This is a genomic window from Halomonas sp. A3H3, from assembly GCF_000982975.1.
Classification (GTDB): Bacteria; Pseudomonadota; Gammaproteobacteria; order Pseudomonadales; family Halomonadaceae; genus Vreelandella; species Vreelandella titanicae.
Genome location: NZ_HG423343.1, coordinates 190,326 through 206,957 on the forward strand (window position 1 = coordinate 190,326; position 16,632 = coordinate 206,957).

General features: G+C 54.1%; 11 protein-coding genes. 4 read left to right on the top strand and 7 right to left on the bottom strand.

Features of this window, described 5'->3' with window-relative positions; genetic code table 11:
- Nucleotides 1-188 precede the first annotated feature (188 nt).
- On the top strand, nucleotides 189-1,226 hold the full coding sequence (dusA, locus tag HALA3H3_RS00800) for a tRNA dihydrouridine(20/20a) synthase DusA (RefSeq protein WP_022520476.1): 1,038 nt from the start codon (nucleotides 189-191) through the stop codon (nucleotides 1,224-1,226).
- A gap of 50 nt (nucleotides 1,227-1,276) precedes the next feature.
- On the opposite strand, the gene HALA3H3_RS00805 is transcribed toward dusA, so the two are convergent.
- Both HALA3H3_RS00805 and HALA3H3_RS00810 read right to left on the bottom strand, forming a co-directional pair.
- Nucleotides 1,277-2,749, bottom strand: coding sequence for a catalase (locus HALA3H3_RS00805; protein WP_022520477.1), 1,473 nt, complete (start codon nucleotides 2,747-2,749; stop codon nucleotides 1,277-1,279).
- Nucleotides 2,750-2,956: 207 nt separating this feature from the next.
- On the bottom strand, nucleotides 2,957-3,988 hold the full coding sequence (locus tag HALA3H3_RS00810) for a succinylglutamate desuccinylase/aspartoacylase family protein (protein WP_022520478.1): 1,032 nt from the start codon (nucleotides 3,986-3,988) through the stop codon (nucleotides 2,957-2,959).
- 214 nt (nucleotides 3,989-4,202) lie between these two features.
- Between HALA3H3_RS00810 and HALA3H3_RS00815 the strand changes: the two genes are divergently transcribed.
- Nucleotides 4,203-4,814, top strand: a complete 612-nt coding sequence (locus tag HALA3H3_RS00815) for a TetR family transcriptional regulator (protein WP_022520479.1) — start codon at nucleotides 4,203-4,205, stop codon at nucleotides 4,812-4,814.
- A 75-nt stretch (nucleotides 4,815-4,889) separates the two neighbouring features.
- Nucleotides 4,890-5,834: an alpha/beta fold hydrolase gene (locus HALA3H3_RS00820; protein ID WP_022520480.1), complete on the top strand. Its 945-nt coding sequence runs from the start codon at nucleotides 4,890-4,892 to the stop codon at nucleotides 5,832-5,834.
- A gap of 56 nt (nucleotides 5,835-5,890) precedes the next feature.
- On the opposite strand, the gene HALA3H3_RS00825 is transcribed toward HALA3H3_RS00820, so the two are convergent.
- From HALA3H3_RS00825 to HALA3H3_RS00845, 5 genes are all read right to left on the bottom strand, one after another.
- Nucleotides 5,891-6,577, bottom strand: a complete 687-nt coding sequence (locus HALA3H3_RS00825) for a hypothetical protein (protein WP_022520481.1) — start codon at nucleotides 6,575-6,577, stop codon at nucleotides 5,891-5,893.
- 174 nt (nucleotides 6,578-6,751) lie between these two features.
- On the bottom strand, nucleotides 6,752-9,937 hold the full coding sequence (locus HALA3H3_RS00830) for an efflux RND transporter permease subunit (protein ID WP_022520482.1): 3,186 nt from the start codon (nucleotides 9,935-9,937) through the stop codon (nucleotides 6,752-6,754).
- Nucleotides 9,937-11,208 carry an efflux RND transporter periplasmic adaptor subunit gene (locus HALA3H3_RS00835; RefSeq protein ID WP_022520483.1) on the bottom strand — a complete coding sequence of 424 codons (1,272 nt, stop codon included), beginning with the start codon at nucleotides 11,206-11,208 and terminating at the stop codon, nucleotides 9,937-9,939. Before HALA3H3_RS00835 ends, HALA3H3_RS00830 begins: the two co-directional genes overlap by 1 nt.
- Nucleotides 11,209-11,284: 76 nt before the next feature.
- Complete coding sequence (locus tag HALA3H3_RS00840; protein WP_022520484.1) at nucleotides 11,285-12,754, bottom strand: TolC family outer membrane protein; 1,470 nt, start codon at nucleotides 12,752-12,754, stop codon at nucleotides 11,285-11,287.
- A gap of 228 nt (nucleotides 12,755-12,982) precedes the next feature.
- On the bottom strand, nucleotides 12,983-14,920 hold the full coding sequence (locus HALA3H3_RS00845; RefSeq protein WP_022520485.1) for a sigma-54 interaction domain-containing protein: 1,938 nt from the start codon (nucleotides 14,918-14,920) through the stop codon (nucleotides 12,983-12,985).
- 299 nt (nucleotides 14,921-15,219) lie between these two features.
- Between HALA3H3_RS00845 and HALA3H3_RS00850 the strand changes: the two genes are divergently transcribed.
- Complete coding sequence (locus HALA3H3_RS00850) at nucleotides 15,220-16,632, top strand: CmpA/NrtA family ABC transporter substrate-binding protein (RefSeq protein WP_022520486.1); 1,413 nt, start codon at nucleotides 15,220-15,222, stop codon at nucleotides 16,630-16,632.

Here is a 16,632-nt window from a genome sequence, read left to right on the forward strand (position 1 = left end):
TTAGCGTATGGCCCTTTTTCGGAATGCTAAAATGGGCAGTATATGAGAAACTGCCGCCCCTTTTTGGACGCTTCACGATCGTCGCCATCACTGCCTCGAAATGTGATAAATGAAAGTGCCACGAAGTGCCAAATTTGTGACACCAATTAGCTAAAAACGTGGCTAAACCACTGTAAATATGAACAGTTATGAATGATACCACAACCGCGCAAACCCGCATGAAGTCTGGCATTGCCCGCCCGGAGCTGGATAGAACTTTCTCCGTCGCGCCTATGATGGACTGGACGACCCGCGATTACAGAGCATTTGCACGCACGTTAACTAGGCGTGCACTGCTGTATACCGAGATGGTCACTACCGGTGCTATTTTGCACGGGACGCCTCGTGAGCGCTTTTTGGGCTATAGCGAGGTGGAGCACCCGCTTGCGTTGCAGTTAGGCGGTAGCGATGCCGGTGAGCTGGCGGAGTGCGCGGCTATTGCAGAGGCGTGGGGCTATGATGAGGTCAACCTGAACGTAGGCTGTCCGAGCGACCGCGTGCAGAACAATATGATTGGCGCGTGCTTGATGGGTTACCCCGAAAAGGTAGCCGAGGCAGTGCGGGCGATGCAGGCAGAGGTTTCTATTCCGGTCACGGTGAAGTGCCGTATTGGTATCGATGACCAGGATGAAGATGCCGACCTTGAGCGGTTTATCTCTATCGTTGCTGACGCAGGCTGCGAGGTGTTTACCGTTCACGCCCGTAAGGCGTGGCTGCAGGGGCTGTCGCCTAAGCAGAATCGCGATGTGCCGCCGCTTAACTACCCCCGCGTTCATCGTTTAAAGCAGAGCCGACCTGAATTGCATATTGGCATTAACGGTGGAATTAAAACGCTGGCGGAGTGCCAAGCGCAGCTTACCCATGTGGATAGCGTGATGGTGGGGCGTGAGGCGTATCAAAACCCGTGGCTGCTCGCGGGCGTCGATGAGCAGCTGTTTGGAGAGCAAGGCCCGGCGGCAAGCCGCTTGGATGCCGCAATTGCATTCCGGCCGTATATTCAGCAGCGCCTGGATGAAGGCGCGAAGCTGAATCATATTACCCGCCACCTGCTTGGCTTGTTTCAGGGTTGCCCTGGTGGCAGGCGTTTTCGGCGTCATTTGTCAGAACATGCGCATAAAGAAGGCGCAGGATTGCGCCTATTTGATGACGCGCTTAGCTTGGTGAACGAACCCGAGTGCGTTGTATAAAAAAACCCGCTACGCAAGCGTAGCGGGTTCGTTTTTCTAATAGCGTAAGCTTACTGACCGTTTTCCCGACGGTTCGCCATTACGCCCTGCTCGACACGCTCGCCGATCGTTTGGTCGACGTTCTTCCAGTACTCAAATACCCGTGATAGCACCGGCTCTTCAACACCGTCGGAAACGTGGCCAACAATGTTGTTTACCAATCTGTCGCGGGCAGCATCATCCATTACCTTATTGACCAGGTCATTGGCTTGGTTAAAGTCGCCATCACCCGGGCGCAGCGTGTAGGCGGCGCGAACCAACTCGCCGTCAGTCTCCCATACCGCATCCTCAGGGTACTTTTCAGGGTTGGCGTGCGCGCCCCCTTTGCTATTAGGTGCGTACACCGGGTCGGTGGAGTGGTTAATACGCATCTGACCACCCTGACTGTAGCTGTTAACCGGGACCTTGGGCGCGTTAACGGGGATATGTTGGTAGTTCACCCCTAAACGCGCGCGGTGCGCATCAGCGTAGGATATGACCCGCGCCAACAGCATTTTATCTGGCGAGAAACCTGTGCCCGGTACAGAGTTGCTGGGCTGAAACGCTGCCTGTTCGATTTGGCTGTGGAAATCGACGGGGTTACGATCCAACGTCATCTTACCGACTTCTTGCAGCGGGTAGTCGCCGTGCGGCCACACCTTGGTCAAATCGAAGGGGTTGATGTGGTAGGTCTTGGCATCTTCAAACGGCATGATCTGAACTTGCAGCGTCCAGGTTGGATAATCTCCACGTTTGATAGCATCGAACAGGTCGCGGCGATGGTAGTCGGCATCCGCGCCCGCCATCTTATCAGCCTGTTCCTGGGTCATGCACTTAATGCCCTGATCAGTCTTGAAGTGGTACTTCACCCAGAAGCGCTCGCCTGCAGCGTTGACCCACATATAGGTATGGCTTGAATAGCCATTCATGTGGCGCCAACTGGCAGGGATGCCACGATCGCCCATTAGCCAGGTTACCTGGTGGGCAGATTGCGGAGAAAGCGTCCAGAAGTCCCACTGCATATCGTGGTCACGCAAGCCGTTATCCGCTCGACGCTTTTGTGAGTGGATAAAGTGCTGGAATTTAAGCGGATCGCGAACGAAGAACACAGGGGTATTATTACCCACCATGTCGAAGTTGCCCTCTTCGGTGTAGAACTTTAGCGAGAAGCCACGAGGATCGCGCCAAGTGTCCGGACTACCCGCCTCACCGGCCACCGTCGAGAAACGAGCCAACATCTCGGTTTTCTTGCCCGGCTGGAGAAAGTCAGCTTTGGTGTATTGGCTAACATCGTGAGTTACTTGGAAGTGACCAAAGGCGCCACTCCCTTTTGCGTGGGGCTGACGATTCGGAATCATTTCCCGGTTAAAGGCAGCCATCTGCTCCATCAAATAGTGATCATGCAGAACAATCGGCCCATCAGGGCCTACTGAGAGTGAGTGCTCATCACTGGTAACCGGTATACCCGCATCCGTTGTGGTGTGTTTTGGTTTATCGCTCGTCATCGCTTTTCCTCCATGTCACGGCAGACGTGGCGTATGATCGCCACTCGTTCTAGTACGATGAAAGCTTGGCTATTTATCCTCATTGTTGTCATTTTCATAGCCGCTAACAAAGCCCATAATAGGTATAGTCAACGAGTCACTAACTTGCCATTCGTGAAGGCTATCGCTTGCCTATCAGCTCAATAGTTTTTATTTATGAATAAGCACTTAAGAGAACGAATCAGTGGGCGGCACTAAGCTGGAATTAAAGCTTTCAACGGCGGTTTCGGCCTCTTCAATTTCATCAAAACGGGCAATATGAAACAGCGCTTCGCCTTCGTTGGCCAATGGCAAGCGGCTCATCCCAATCACGATGCCATCCGCCACAGCACGCACTTCGCCCTCGTCGTTACCAAAGGGGTCAGCCACTTTGCCCAGCACTTCGCCTTTGGCAACGCGGGCGCCCAGGCGCACCTTGGGGCGCAAAATGCCGTCAATCGGCGCGCGCGCCCAGCTTGACCCATTGGCCAATTCAGCGGGTGCTGGCGTGCGGCGGCGCTGCTCGCCGGTCAGCATGCCTAGGCGCCGCATTACCCGCAGCACACCGCGCACGCCGGGGGCAATCGCCCACTCGTCAAAACGCAGCGCTTCACCTGCTTCATAGGTCAATACCGGAATGCCGCGAGTCTGGGCGTAATGGCGAAGGCTGCCTTCACGCAGTTCCGCATTGAGTACCACGGGCGCACCGAAGGCATCGGCCATACGCTCGGTTTCACTGCCTGGGCGCAATTGAGCGCGGATTTGTGGCAGGTTAGTGCGATGAATGGCGCCTGTGTGTAGATCAATAATATGGGTGGCGTGATCGACGATTTGTTCGCGGAACAGCGCGGCAATGCGCCCGCCTAGCGAACCCGATTCACTGCCTGGAAAGCAGCGATTAAGATCGCGCCGATCAGGCAGGTAACGTGTTTGCTGTAAGAAACCAAACACATTCACCACCGGCACAGCGATTAAAGTGCCGCGAATGCTATTGATCGCTTTTGCGCGTAGCACCCGGCGAACAATTTCCACCCCGTTGATTTCATCACCGTGAATACCACCACACACCAACAGCACGGGGCCATCCTTACGGCCGTGAACCACTTCCACAGGGATATGCAGCGGCGTATGGGTATATAAACGCGCCACCGGCACATCCACTTGTAAGCGTTGGCCGGGCATAATGGTATGTTCGCCCAACTGAAAAGGAGCTCGCGCCATGCTTTATGTCCTGTTTTTAATCGGTTATTTTCGCGATGTTAGTAAGATTCAAAGCTAGTAACATTGCCTGTTTATACGCTTTCACTGGCAAAATGACGAATTTGTTAACTTACGTTATGCGTTGAGTCAATTATCCATACAGTTTTGAATGTAAAAACTCACTCGCTTAGGTTAAAATATGACCATACAGAGTTGATAACGAGGTTCCGTTTCCATGGCAAGAAAGACCAAAGCTGAAGCTGCTGCTACTCGCGAAGCGCTGCTTGAAGCTGCAGAAGAGGTATTTTTTGCCAAAGGCGTGGCACGCACATCGCTTGAGCAAATTGCTCGCCATGCGGGCCTCACCCGCGGTGCCGTCTATTGGCATTTCAAGAATAAAGGCGACCTGTTCATGGCATTGGTTGAACAGGTACGCATGCCCTTCCAGTCGTTAATGGATGAAGTCGACAAAACGGACACTGCCCTATCACCGTTAGAAGCGATACGTCTTGCCTGCCATGCGGGCTTAGTGCGCCTCGAACAACCGTCGTACCAACGGATACTGTCGATTTTACTGCACCGCTGCGAGTTCTTCAGCGATATTAACCCGCTTGATATGCAAGAAGAGATCGGTAACGAGTGTTATCAGGAAATGCTGGCGGTATTTGTACAGGCTAAAGAGCAGCAACTACTGCGCGAAGATTTAAGCCCGGAAATAGCAACACGGCTAATGCAATCCATGTTGGGTGGTCTTTTCCATGACTGGTTGCGTAATCCTGACGCTTTTGCAATACGTGAACGCGGCGGCGAGCTGATCGATACCTCTATTCGTATGATGCAGCGTTAAACACCTCCCCCATCCCTCGCTGCAATGCAGCAAATATGCTACTACTGGCGCTATGTCTAGCCGTGTGAGCATTCTATGGATACCCTGGAGTTTGTTCGCGTACGCGAATTAGAAGTTGCCGTACGCATTTGGAACCCTTCCGCCCCCCGCACGCTTATCGCCTGGCATGGACTTGCTCGCCACGGCGGTGACTTTAGTGCACTGGCGCGTGAGCTGGGCAGCGAATGGCGTATTCTTGCACCCGATACACCAGGCCGTGGGTTATCAAGCTGGTCGTTATTTCCGGCTCACGACTACCTTTATAGCCATTACGTGACGGTCGCCATCGCTCTATTAGATCACTTTAAACTTGATCACGTTGATTGGCTGGGCACATCGATGGGTGGCCTGTTAGGCATGCTGATCGCTGCTGATTCAGAACACAGCGCACGTATTTCTCGGCTAATCCTGAACGATGTAGGGCCTGAACTGAACAAACAGGGGCTGATTGCCCTTTCCAGCTACTTTGGCGTTACCCACCGTTTTTCTAGCTTTAGCGAGCTCCATCAAGAACTCACCCAGCACTACGCAAGTTTCGGTATCACTAAGGAGTCTGCTTGGCGTGAACTAGCGCTTAACAGTGCCCGTCGGTTGCCAGATGGTAGCTGGACGTATCACTTTGACCCACGCATCGGCGAGCAGTTTGTGCACGATACACCGCGCGACACCTGGGCCGACTGGGCGAGTATTCGCTGCCCGGTGATGGTTATTCGCGGCGAAGAATCAACCTTGTTAGATGCCGAAACGCTGCCCCGCATGGCCGAAGCACAGCCCACACTTGTCACCCTGACCGTACCGAACTGCGGCCACGCCCCCATGTTGGATCAATCTGCACAGGTCGATCCCATTCGCCGCTTTTTAAACCACCCCGTACCACACCCAATTCCAGGCAAGTCATCGCAACCCGGCACTGGCTGGCATTACATCTGGCAGCACCCAGTGCAGTGGTTGGCGCATCAGTGGCGGCGGTGGTGGAAATAAACCGGGATGCCCAAGCCTTGGGCATCCCGGCGGCGACCCTCAATGCGCGTGATAACTCAGTGAGAGGCCGAGTAATGGCTAGCAGGGTGATGTTTTTTGCTTAACCGCAGTTTATTCAAACGAACACGTGTCTCCAGATACTCTTGCTCAGTGACACTGCGGTAAGCCCCCTCTTTAGGCAGGTACTTCACCAATACCCGGCGCTCGCCCTGTACAGGTAAGGCGTCGCGTTTGCTGAGCAGCTTTACTGTGCTGTTAGGCTCATCATCAATTACCGCAAACGCCTGTTCGCCCTCCCCCTGGCGCTCGGTCACCACTACCGTTTGGCCAAGCAAACACCGCCGGGTAAAGGGGCGGTAGCGATGCAGCACGCGGTGTAACGCATTACAAAGCGCAGCCGCCACGGGCGAGGCAACCACCAACGTGGCCCAGAGCACCACCACGCCGACCGGAATACGTATTAAACCGAGCGGCAGCCAGCGCAACACTAGTAGCTCGATCGCGACGGTGAGTGCCGCCGCAATGGTTAGAATGACCGTTAATGCCAGCGTCGCTGGTACGCCCGCAAAGCCTAAAGAGACTAACGTGCTAGCCAAATGATCCTCTTTTAAGCTATCGCGCTCAAAGAGATCTAAGGGGGCTAAACGGATAATCACTAATAGCCAGTAGAGCGCTAATAACCCAAGTAGAAACGTAAATACAATGCTCGGGAATTGCGTCGCTGCGTGCAGTAGCTCGTTCATGGCGTCCTCCTCCCCCGGTACTTAGCCAGGGATGTATTGTACTTTCAGCTTAGTCGACATTAGCTTTCCAGCGCCACTTTTACTTTGACTTAGGTCATCACGACAAAAAAAGGGTGCCACCCGAAGGTGGCACCCATCTCTTTACACATTGGTTTATCCGCTAGGGGCTAAAACTTAGTGGTCATGCTCCAGCGCTGGCTGATTGGAAGCATGCTTTTTCCCCTTCATTTTGCGACCCAACCAATCAGAGGCTGTCGCAATCATGGCGTAGAAAGTGGGGATAAACAGGCTACCCAGAGTAGCAACGGCAAGCATGCCCACAGCGACCGTGGTACCGATATGGTGGCTGCTCACATCGCTGGCACCAGTGGCTAACGCCAGCGGCAAGGTACCGAAGATAAATGCTAACGACGTCATCACAATCGGGCGGAAACGCAGCTCAGCCGACGAAATCGCCGCCTCACGGATGGTTTTACCCTGCTCTTTGCGCTGCAGTTCGGCGAATTCAACAATCAGAATAGCGTTCTTCGCCGCAAGGCCAATGACCACCAACATACCGATCTGCACATACACGCTGGTGTCCAAGCCGCGCAATGCAATCCCGCCGATAGCACCCAGGAAAGCAAAGGGTGTCGCGGTCAATACCGCCAGCGGTAACGACCAACTTTCATACTGAGCAGCCAGAATCAAGAAGACCATTAACAACCCGAAGACGATAGCCAACGTTGCCGCATTGCCCTGGTTTGCTTCCTGGTAAGCCGTCCCGGTCCAGCCCATACCCCAATTAGCGCCTAGTGTCTCTTGAACGATTTCCTCCATCGCCTCAATCGCCTGAACAGAGCTATAGCCGGTGGCAGGACCACCCTGGAACTGGGCACCAGCATACACGCCGAAACGCGATACCACGGCTGCTCCCGTTTGACGCTCAAGCTCGACAAACTCCGACAGCGGGATGCGCTCACCATTACCGCCGCGCACATAAACACTGCTGAGATCCTCGGGCGTTTTGCGGAACTCATCTTCGTTTTGCAGATAGACCTGGAAGTTACGGTTTTGGTAGCTGAAGTAGTTCACAAAGCCGTTACCAAAGGTATTAGCAAGCGTCGACGTAATGTTCTCCAGCGCCACGCCGTAACTTAATGCTTTCTGCTGATCAATGTTCGCGCGGTAAGACGGCACGTTAACGTTGAAGGTTGAAAATACTTGGTTCAAGGCAGGATGCTGATTAGCCTTCTGCATAATTTGCAGCGAAGCCTCGTACAGCTCACGTGTGGTTGCGCCATCAAAGGACTGCAAGTAGCCGGTAAAGCCGCCTGTCGTCGAAAGCCCCATAATGGGCGGCACGTTAAACGCCATCGCTGAGCCACCATCAATGCTGGCGCCCAGCCCCATAATCTGCCTAACAAGACCATCCGCCGTCAGGTCACGCTCCTCCCAAGGGCGCATGTTGATAAACATAACACCACGCGCCGTATTCACAGCCCCCGAAAGAATGTCGTAACCCGCCACAGCAGAGGAGTATTCGACACCGGGGATTTTTTCAACCTCAGCACTGAGTTTCGCCATGTAGCGCTGGGTGCGGTCAAGCGATGCGGCGTCTGGCAGCGATACGCTCACCAACACGACACCCTGGTCGGTTTCCGGCACCAGCGTTGAAGGCGTATTGGCATACAGCCAGTAGGAGCCAACGCCTGTCGCCACCGTCAGCGCAAGCGCCAGCACCCAAAAACGCACCAGACCTTTTACCAGCCACATATAAACGGCGGTAATACCGGCAAACATACGATCAAATAGGCGCAGCGGCGTATTCACCGCACGCTTGAACTTAGATTGACCGGCACCGGCAATTTTATGTTTAATAAAAATAGCTGACAGGGCTGGCGTAAAGGTCAACGCCATTACCGCCGAAAGCCCAACAGAGAGTGCTATGGTAAGTGCAAACTGCTGGTAAATTTGCCCTGTAAAACCACCCAAAAAGGCCACGGGTACAAACACGGCCGCCATGATTAACGACGTTGCGATAACCGGTCCGCCAACTTCCTTCATTGCCCGGATGGTGGCATCGCGTACGCTGATATCATCTTCTTCACTCAGCACGCGTTCGACGTTCTCCACCACCAGAATGGCATCGTCGACCACTATCCCTATCGATAGCACCAGCGCAAACAGCGTTAACAGGTTGATCGAGAAACCGAACAGATAGAAAAATGCGAACGTACCTATGACCGATACCGGCACCACTGACATGGCAATCACGGTAAAGCGCCAGTTCTGTAGGAAAATAAACAGAATGACGATAACAATCAGGAAGGCTTCGACAAACACTTTTACGACGGTACTAACTGAGGCATCAATGAATAGCGTCGTGTCGTAGGGGGTAACATATTCAAGCCCGGGTGGGAATCGCCCCTGCAGTTCATCCATGGTCGCGCGCACGGCATCTGCGGTGGCTAAAGCGTTTGCACCAGGCTGCTGATTGATAATAATCGGCGTCATGGTCGAGCCGTTCAAACGCGCGTCGATACCATAAAAAGAAGCGCCAAGTTCAATGCGTGCCACATCTTCTAAGCGCAGCGATGACCCATCAGGATTAGTGCGTAGGTAAATGTTGCGGAAGTCGTCGACATTATTCAGACGCCCGCCAGCGGTAATCGTATAGGTGTAAGCCCGTGGATCGCTCTGGGGTGTAGCAGCCAGACTACCCGCAGGGATTTCAGTATTTTGCACTCTAATCGCACTCGCCACTTCGCTAGGCGTCAAGTCGTACTGGGCCAATTTATCGGGGTCCATCCAGACCCGCATGGCAAATTCACCACCGCCCAACACTTCTGCGTTACCCACCCCAGGCACCTGACGCAGTTCGTCAAGAATATTCAAAGTGGCGTAGTTCTGCATATAGACGTTATTGTAGTCACCGTTAGGTGAGGTTAACGCTAACAGCATCAAAATAGAGTCTGAACGCAGTTCAACGGTCACACCTTGAGACTGCACGGCCTCAGGGAGCTGTGAAAGCGCTCCTTGAACACGGTTGTTAACGTTGATGGTATTAATATCGCCATCGGTGCCGATGTTGAAGGCCACGCTCAGGCTCATAACGCCGTTATCAGAACTGTTGGAGGTCATGTAGAGCATGTCCTCAACGCCGTTAATGGCTTCTGCAAGCGGTGCCGCGACCGTTTGCGCCACGGTTTCAGCATCCGCGCCGGGGAACTGCGCTTGAACGGATACCGTTGGGGGAACCACGCTGGGATACTGTTCAATGGGCAGTATGCGCATCGACATAACGCCCACCAACGTCACGATAATGGCCAGCACCGTGGCAAATATCGGGCGGCTGATGAAGAAGTTAGAGAAGTTCATTATTGCGCACCCTCTTCTCCTTCAGCGGGCTGACCATCGGCTGCCCCCGCTTCCATCTCTTGCGCCGCTTCGGCCTGTTGCTGCGCCTCTTCTTGCTCGGCTTCTTCGACCACTGCCTCCGCATCACCACTAAACGGTTGAGGGTCAATCGCCATGCCTGGCTCTAAACCAGCAGGGTCGCCGACCACCACACGATCCCCCGGCTCTAGACCCTCACGAATCAACTGCCACGGGCCAGCCACTTCACCCAATGAAACAGTCCTTTCACGGGCTTTGTCCTCGTCATCCAGTACAAACACCTGCGGGCCCATTAGCCCTTGGGTAACGGCTATCTCTGGCACTGCCATCACGTCAAAACGCTTCAAGCCCTCAATACGTACACGTACAAACTGGCCGGGCAATATGGTCGCATCGGGGTTTTCAAACGTTGCGGACGCTTGCACGGTGCTAGTGCCGCTATCCACCCGTGACCCCAGGAAGTCTAAATGACCTTCCAGTTCAGAATCGCTACCCCCACTCACGCCTGGGATGCTTAAACGAGCACGAATATCAGACGTATCACCACCCTCACTCAATTGGCGGCGAAGCTCAAAGGCGTCACGCTGAGGAAGCTGAAAACGCACTTCTAGTGGATCCAGAGGGGTGATTGTCGCCAGTTCGGTACCGGAGGTAACCAGATTGCCCACGTTAATTTGGCTCAAACCAATCATACCCGAGACAGGGGCCGTCACCCGGGAATAGCCTAAATCCAGATTGGCGCTGGTCAAGGCAGCCTCTGCTTGCGCAACACTCGCCTGGGCGACCCGCTGGTCAGCCAATGCCTGGTCATACTGCTGACGACTCACCGAGTTTTGGCTTAACAGCTGCTCGAAGCGCTGGGCATCACGCTGAGCGCGGGCAAGCTCCGCCCGGGCGCTCTGTAAATCGGCCTCACGCTGATTGACCGTTGCCTGGTAAAGATCCGGCTCGATGGTGTAAAGACGATCGCCCTCTTCCACCAACTGGCCGGGTTCAAAGTGGCGCTCCTCCAGAAACCCATTTACACGGGCAACCAAAGTGACTTCATCATCACTGCGCAGCAGTGAGGGATAAGACTTATCCAGCGGTATATCTTGACGCGCCATTTCGGCCACTTCGACCTTATGGGGCGGGGCTTCTTGCTGGGCACCCTGTTGAGGTGCCTCGGTTTGTTCTTGACCACAGGCTGAAAGTGCCAGCGCAGCTACTAGCGTCACCAGACTCGCTCGGCGTGAGTGAATCATCTTCTTCATACGTTAAATTCCCATATATCTTTTTAAGGTGACCGATAGCACGTGCACACCTGAATCACTTCCAACCGACGGGCAATTACATGCCAGGCTGGGGCGGTGCACCGATGTTGAGCGCGGGCTCATAGCGGTCGTTGCCGCCGCTCTCTGGCAAGGTAAAGTTCACCTCATCACCGGTTAACCAAGCATTGACTTCCTCAATGGCATCCACATCCAGGCGCCCAGCCTGCTGACGCAGCGAAAGCAGATTGACGACATAGTCGTAGCGAGCCTCGGCGTAGTTGGCGATGGCGTTATACAGATTTTGCTCGGCGTTCAAAACATCCACGATGTTACGGGTGCCCACCTCATACCCGGCGCGAGTGGCTTCAAGTGCGCTGCGGTTAGAGACGATCGCCTGCTCGCGGGCTTCGACAGTCTCCACATCATTACTGACTTGGGTATATAGCGAGCGAACCTGCTGGATCGACGAACGACGCTGGGACTCGAAATCATACTGGCTACTTTCCAGTTGATAAGTCCCCTGGCGGATGCTGGCGCTGGTACTGCCGCCGGTGTAGACGGGTAAATTAGCGCGTATGCCCACCTGGCTAGAGGAGTCATTCCCGGTGGTGTTATCAATATCACTGTCGCCATACTGATAGTTGCCAAAGGCTTGAAGGGTGGGCAACCGTCCCGCACGGGCAATTTCCACACCGCTACGTGATACCTCAATACCTGCCTGTTGCGCCAAGACTTGAGGGTTAAGCTCAAGGGCTTGCTCTACCCAGTAGTCACGACTGCTGGGCTCAGGAAGTGCAATCGGCATGCTGTCGCCCAGCGCTTCAATGCTGGCGTAACGCTGGCCAGTTAACTGCTCTAATGCCTCAAAAGCCACCTGCAGGTTGCTCTCTGCGGCAATGCGATCAGCCCGGGACTGGTCGAAGGTGGCGCGGGCTTCCTCAACTTCGGTAATCGCAATCAAACCGACCTCAAACTGCTCACCCGCCTGCTCAAGCTGACGGCCAATGGCCCGCTCTTGGGCAAAACGCGCTTCTAGGACTTCGTAAGCACGCAGAATGTCGAAATAGGCGCTAGCTGTATCGATTAGCAACTGCTGTTCAGTGGCTGCCAGCAGGTATACCTGCTGGTCAATCTGGCGCTCGGCCTGGGTGACTTGTCGGCGGGTCACTTCATCATAGAGCGCTTGGGTGGCTTCCAGGGTGAGCGATACGGTGTTGTAACGGTCATCACCGGCACTCGCGCCCCCCGTGCCAGTACCTATTCCTGTTCCCGCTTGGGTCGAACCCTGGCTTTCATACTGCTCATTATGCGCCACAGTGCCCGACGCGTTGATTTGGGGAAGTAAGCCACCTCGAGCAATATCTCTACCTGCTTCAACGCCCAAATATTCTGAGCGTGCCGAGGCAAGTGCAGCGTTATTGTCTAACGCATCACGGGTAATCGTGATGAGGTCGGCAGCTTGAGCAGGCAATACAAAAGAAGCGGTGAATACCGCTAATAGTAAGGGTCGTAAAGGGGCATTGACTGCCCAGTGTGCCAGTCGCATGGGATTGCCTCTAGATATCAGCGTCAGGTTGGCGAACGCACTAAATCACTCAGCGCACTTATTCAATCAAAGCACGGTGCCACTCAAAGTACGGTGCCACTCAGAAAGATGAGCATTATAGTTACATTCATGTATGTATGCTAGCCTTGAACAATCGAAAAATGTGTGAACAGCCTATTGTCAAGTCGCTTCCAGCTTACCTTAGTCCAAAGCATGATGCGTTGGCGATTAATGCGGCGCTCTTTTACGAAATTCCCGTGTGTCGATGCCCCATTTATTTAGCCGTGAAGCAAGCGTCGTGGGCTTTATGCCAAGCAGTTCCGCCGCTCCACCTGCCCCTGAAACTTTACCTCCCGCCTGCTCCAGAGCGGCAATCGTGCTCTCCCGCTGGCGCTGACTCAGCGCATGTTCGGTAAGCAGCGCTACTTCACGTCGCTCCCCGCTGGCTTGGGTCGCCGTAGACATCAGGTTAGTAAGGCCTGTCGTAGGCAGCGGCTCCCCTAGCAACAGGTCGTCAAACATCAAACGTCGATCCTGGGTCACGATGACCTGGCGCTCGATGATGTTCTCCAGTTCACGAATATTGCCCGGCCAGGGGTAGCGCTGCAGAATTTCCAACTGGGCCGGGGGAATGCGCACTCCCGGCTTATTAAATTTCAGGCAGGCACGCTGTAAAAAGTGCCGTGCCAGTAGTGGCACATCTTCTATTCGTTTGCGTAACGGTACCGAATCGATTGGGAACACGTTGAGGCGAAAATAGAGATCTTCGCGAAAATGGCCAGCGTCAATCATGTCACGCAGCTCGCGGTTGGTGGCGGCAATCACTCGCACATCGACTTCTCGGGTACGGTTGTCGCCGACGCGCTCAAACTGCTGATCCTGCAACACCCGCAGCAGCTTACTCTGTAGCTCCAGGGGTATTTCACCGACCTCATCCAAAAACAGCGTGCCGCCGTGGGCAAGCTCAAAACGCCCTGGACGATCCTGTACCGCGCCAGTGAACGCCCCTTTTACATGACCAAAAAACTCGCTCTCAAACAGGTCTCTCGGAATAGCCGCACAGTTGACGCGGATCAACGGCCGATCACTGCGCGTGCTACCCGCATGAATGGCGCGGGCAATCAGTTCTTTGCCGGTGCCCGACTCGCCGCTGATAAGTACGTTGGCACTTGTGGGGGCAACCAGCTCAATCTGCTGGATCAGCTTTGCCACCGCCGGGCTGTTGCCGACAATATCGCGGTGGTTAAGCTCCGCTTTTATCTCTTCTTGAAGGTACTCATTCTCTAGCTCCAAACGCTGCTTGAGTGACTCTACCTCAGCGAGGGCATCACGCAGCTGCTGCTCAGCGCGCTTGCGCTCGCGAATATCGCGAAATAGCACCACCGCCCCGACCAAACGACCCATCTCGAAAATCGGCGTGCTGGTGTACTCAACAGGAATCGCTTCACCATTTTTATGCCAGAACACTTCGTTATCAACGTGATGCACCTGGCCGTCGCTAAACGAAGCATGAATAGGGCACTGCTGCACTGGAAAGTGGCTGCCGTCAGCGTGGGTATGGTGGAACATGAGGTGCGCGTCATGACCCACCATATCCTCAGTACTCCAGCCCAGAATGCGCTCAGCGGCGGGGTTAACAAAGGTGGTTTTGCCCTCGGCATCCAAACCGTAAATGCCCTCGCCTGCTGCGCCCAGAATTAGCTGGTTCTGCTTCTCAATCTGCTCGAAAACTTGCTCGACACGCTGCCAGCCCACCTCGCCCTGGCGGTGCTGGCGTCCTAACTCTGCTTTTGCACGCCGCTGCTCGGCTTTATTGCGATCAATCAGTGTAAATAACAGCTGCGAAGAGCCTTCGATATGCTGGGCGTAGACTTCTACCCGGTAAGGCTGGCGCAGCATGTCTAGCATCACCAGGTCATCCGACCAGGCCGTTTTTTGCACCAGTGTCTCATCGGTAAAACTCACCCATAGCGGCAGTGAAGCACTCAAACGATGGCTAAACGGTGACGTTAAGGAAAGTGCACTTTCAATACACAACAATTCGCAGGCAGCGGGATTAGCCGCTAGCAGCTGATCTGCAATCGGGTCGACAACAATCATTGCAAGCGGTGAATACTCACCCATAAGTGCTGAAGCTTCGGTCTGCGCAGCCACTCGCCCTACCATTGGCTATTACCTCAATGTTTAGAGATGATCCTTCTCTTTAGCTTTCAATTCCCGCGCCACTTACGAGTTTTCGTTAAATAAACAACGAAATATCGTTATTTACGATTTTTCGTGCCTTTTAAAGGCCCCCTCTCAAAGTTTTAAAAATTAAAATAATAAATTAATAAACAAACACTTAAAGATAATAAGCCCTAACTGGCACGCAATTCGCAATGCCTTTGTTAGCGCCGCATGCTTAAACCATTACGCACCAAGACGGCGCAGCCATCTGTTTTTTTGCTCCTGTGAGGTGAACGTCCATGAAAGACAACAACGACCACAGCAGTCTCGGCAACCCGTTCGACCACCGTCAATCTCTCATTCATGGGCGGCACTGTGATTGTCACGACTGCCAGCCTTCAGGTAACACCACCATTACGCCTGTCCAGGCAGGTCCCTCTTCAGCGCCCACCGATACTGAAGCAATGATGGATCGTATGGTGGAGAGTGCCTTGGTTCGCGGTATGTTCGGCCACAGCGACATGCATCGTCGTCAATTTATGAAGTTGATTGGCGGCGGCACGGCCGCAGCAGCATTAGCAAGTTTGCTTCCCATGGATGCCATTAAAGCAGCGATTAAAGAAAATTTAGGCCCCCTGGAGAAAACCCAGCTTAATATCGGATTTGTCCCCATCACCTGCGCCACACCAATCATCATGGCGCACCCCATGGGCTTCTACGAGCGCTATGGCTTGGATGTATCCGTTATCAAGACCGCTGGCTGGGCCGTGGCTCGAGACAAGTCGCTGAACCGCGAATACGATGCGGCGCACATGCTTACCCCAATGCCACTGGCTATGACCCTTGGTGCTGGCTCCAACCCCGAACACTTCATCATGCCTGCCGTTGAGAACATCAATGGGCAAGCCATCGTGCTGCACAACGACCATCAAGATAAACGCGACCCTCAGCAATGGAAAGGCTTTACCTTCGGCGTACCTTTTGAGTACTCCATGCATAATTTCTTACTACGCTACTACGTGGCTGAGCATGGCCTTGACCCTGATCAGGACATTCAAATCCGAGTCATTCCACCGCCGGAGATGGTGGCCAACCTTCGGGCGGGCAATATCGACGGCTTCTTGTCACCTGACCCCTTTAATCAGCGGGCGGTATTTGAACGCATCGGCTTTATCCATCTTCTGACCAAGGATATTTGGGACGGACACCCCTGCTGCGCCTTTGCCACTAGCGCACAATTTGCGCGTGAAAACCCTAATACCTACGGCGCCCTCTTGAGGGCGATTATCGACGCTACCCAGTACTCATCAGACCCAGCCAACCGTTCTGAGATCGCCGAGGCGATTGCGCCCACTAACTACCTCAACCAACCGGTAACCGTTATCGAACAGGTGCTGACCGGCACCTTTGCCGATGGCCTGGGTGAGGTTCAACGAGTGCCTGACCGCATCGATTTCGACCCCTTCCCCTGGGAGTCAATGGCGGTATGGATCCTTACCCAAATGAAGCGCTGGGGCTACATCGAAGGGGACGTGGATTATCAGCAGGTAGCAAGAGACGTCTACCTCGCCACTGATGCCCGAGAAGTAATGCGCGAGCTGGGCTACGACGCCCCCGAACAGAACGCGCGTAATTACCAAATCATGGGTAAAACCTTTGACTACACGCAACCCGAAGCCTACCTCGAGAGCTTTGCAATCGGGAGGAGCTAA

Bases quoted from the DNA above. Each gene is read 5' to 3' on its own strand.
- dusA (WP_022520476.1), top strand. From the start codon at position 189: ATGAATGATACCACAACCGCGCAAACCCGCATGAAGTCTGGCATTGCC.
- HALA3H3_RS00805 (WP_022520477.1), bottom strand. From the start codon at position 2,749: ATGACGAGCGATAAACCAAAACACACCACAACGGATGCGGGTATACCG.
- HALA3H3_RS00810 (WP_022520478.1), bottom strand. From the start codon at position 3,988: ATGGCGCGAGCTCCTTTTCAGTTGGGCGAACATACCATTATGCCCGGC.
- HALA3H3_RS00815 (WP_022520479.1), top strand. From the start codon at position 4,203: ATGGCAAGAAAGACCAAAGCTGAAGCTGCTGCTACTCGCGAAGCGCTG.
- HALA3H3_RS00820 (WP_022520480.1), top strand. From the start codon at position 4,890: ATGGATACCCTGGAGTTTGTTCGCGTACGCGAATTAGAAGTTGCCGTA.
- HALA3H3_RS00825 (WP_022520481.1), bottom strand. From the start codon at position 6,577: ATGAACGAGCTACTGCACGCAGCGACGCAATTCCCGAGCATTGTATTT.
- HALA3H3_RS00830 (WP_022520482.1), bottom strand. From the start codon at position 9,937: ATGAACTTCTCTAACTTCTTCATCAGCCGCCCGATATTTGCCACGGTG.
- HALA3H3_RS00835 (WP_022520483.1), bottom strand. From the start codon at position 11,208: ATGAAGAAGATGATTCACTCACGCCGAGCGAGTCTGGTGACGCTAGTA.
- HALA3H3_RS00840 (WP_022520484.1), bottom strand. From the start codon at position 12,754: ATGCGACTGGCACACTGGGCAGTCAATGCCCCTTTACGACCCTTACTA.
- HALA3H3_RS00845 (WP_022520485.1), bottom strand. From the start codon at position 14,920: ATGGTAGGGCGAGTGGCTGCGCAGACCGAAGCTTCAGCACTTATGGGT.
- HALA3H3_RS00850 (WP_022520486.1), top strand. From the start codon at position 15,220: ATGAAAGACAACAACGACCACAGCAGTCTCGGCAACCCGTTCGACCAC.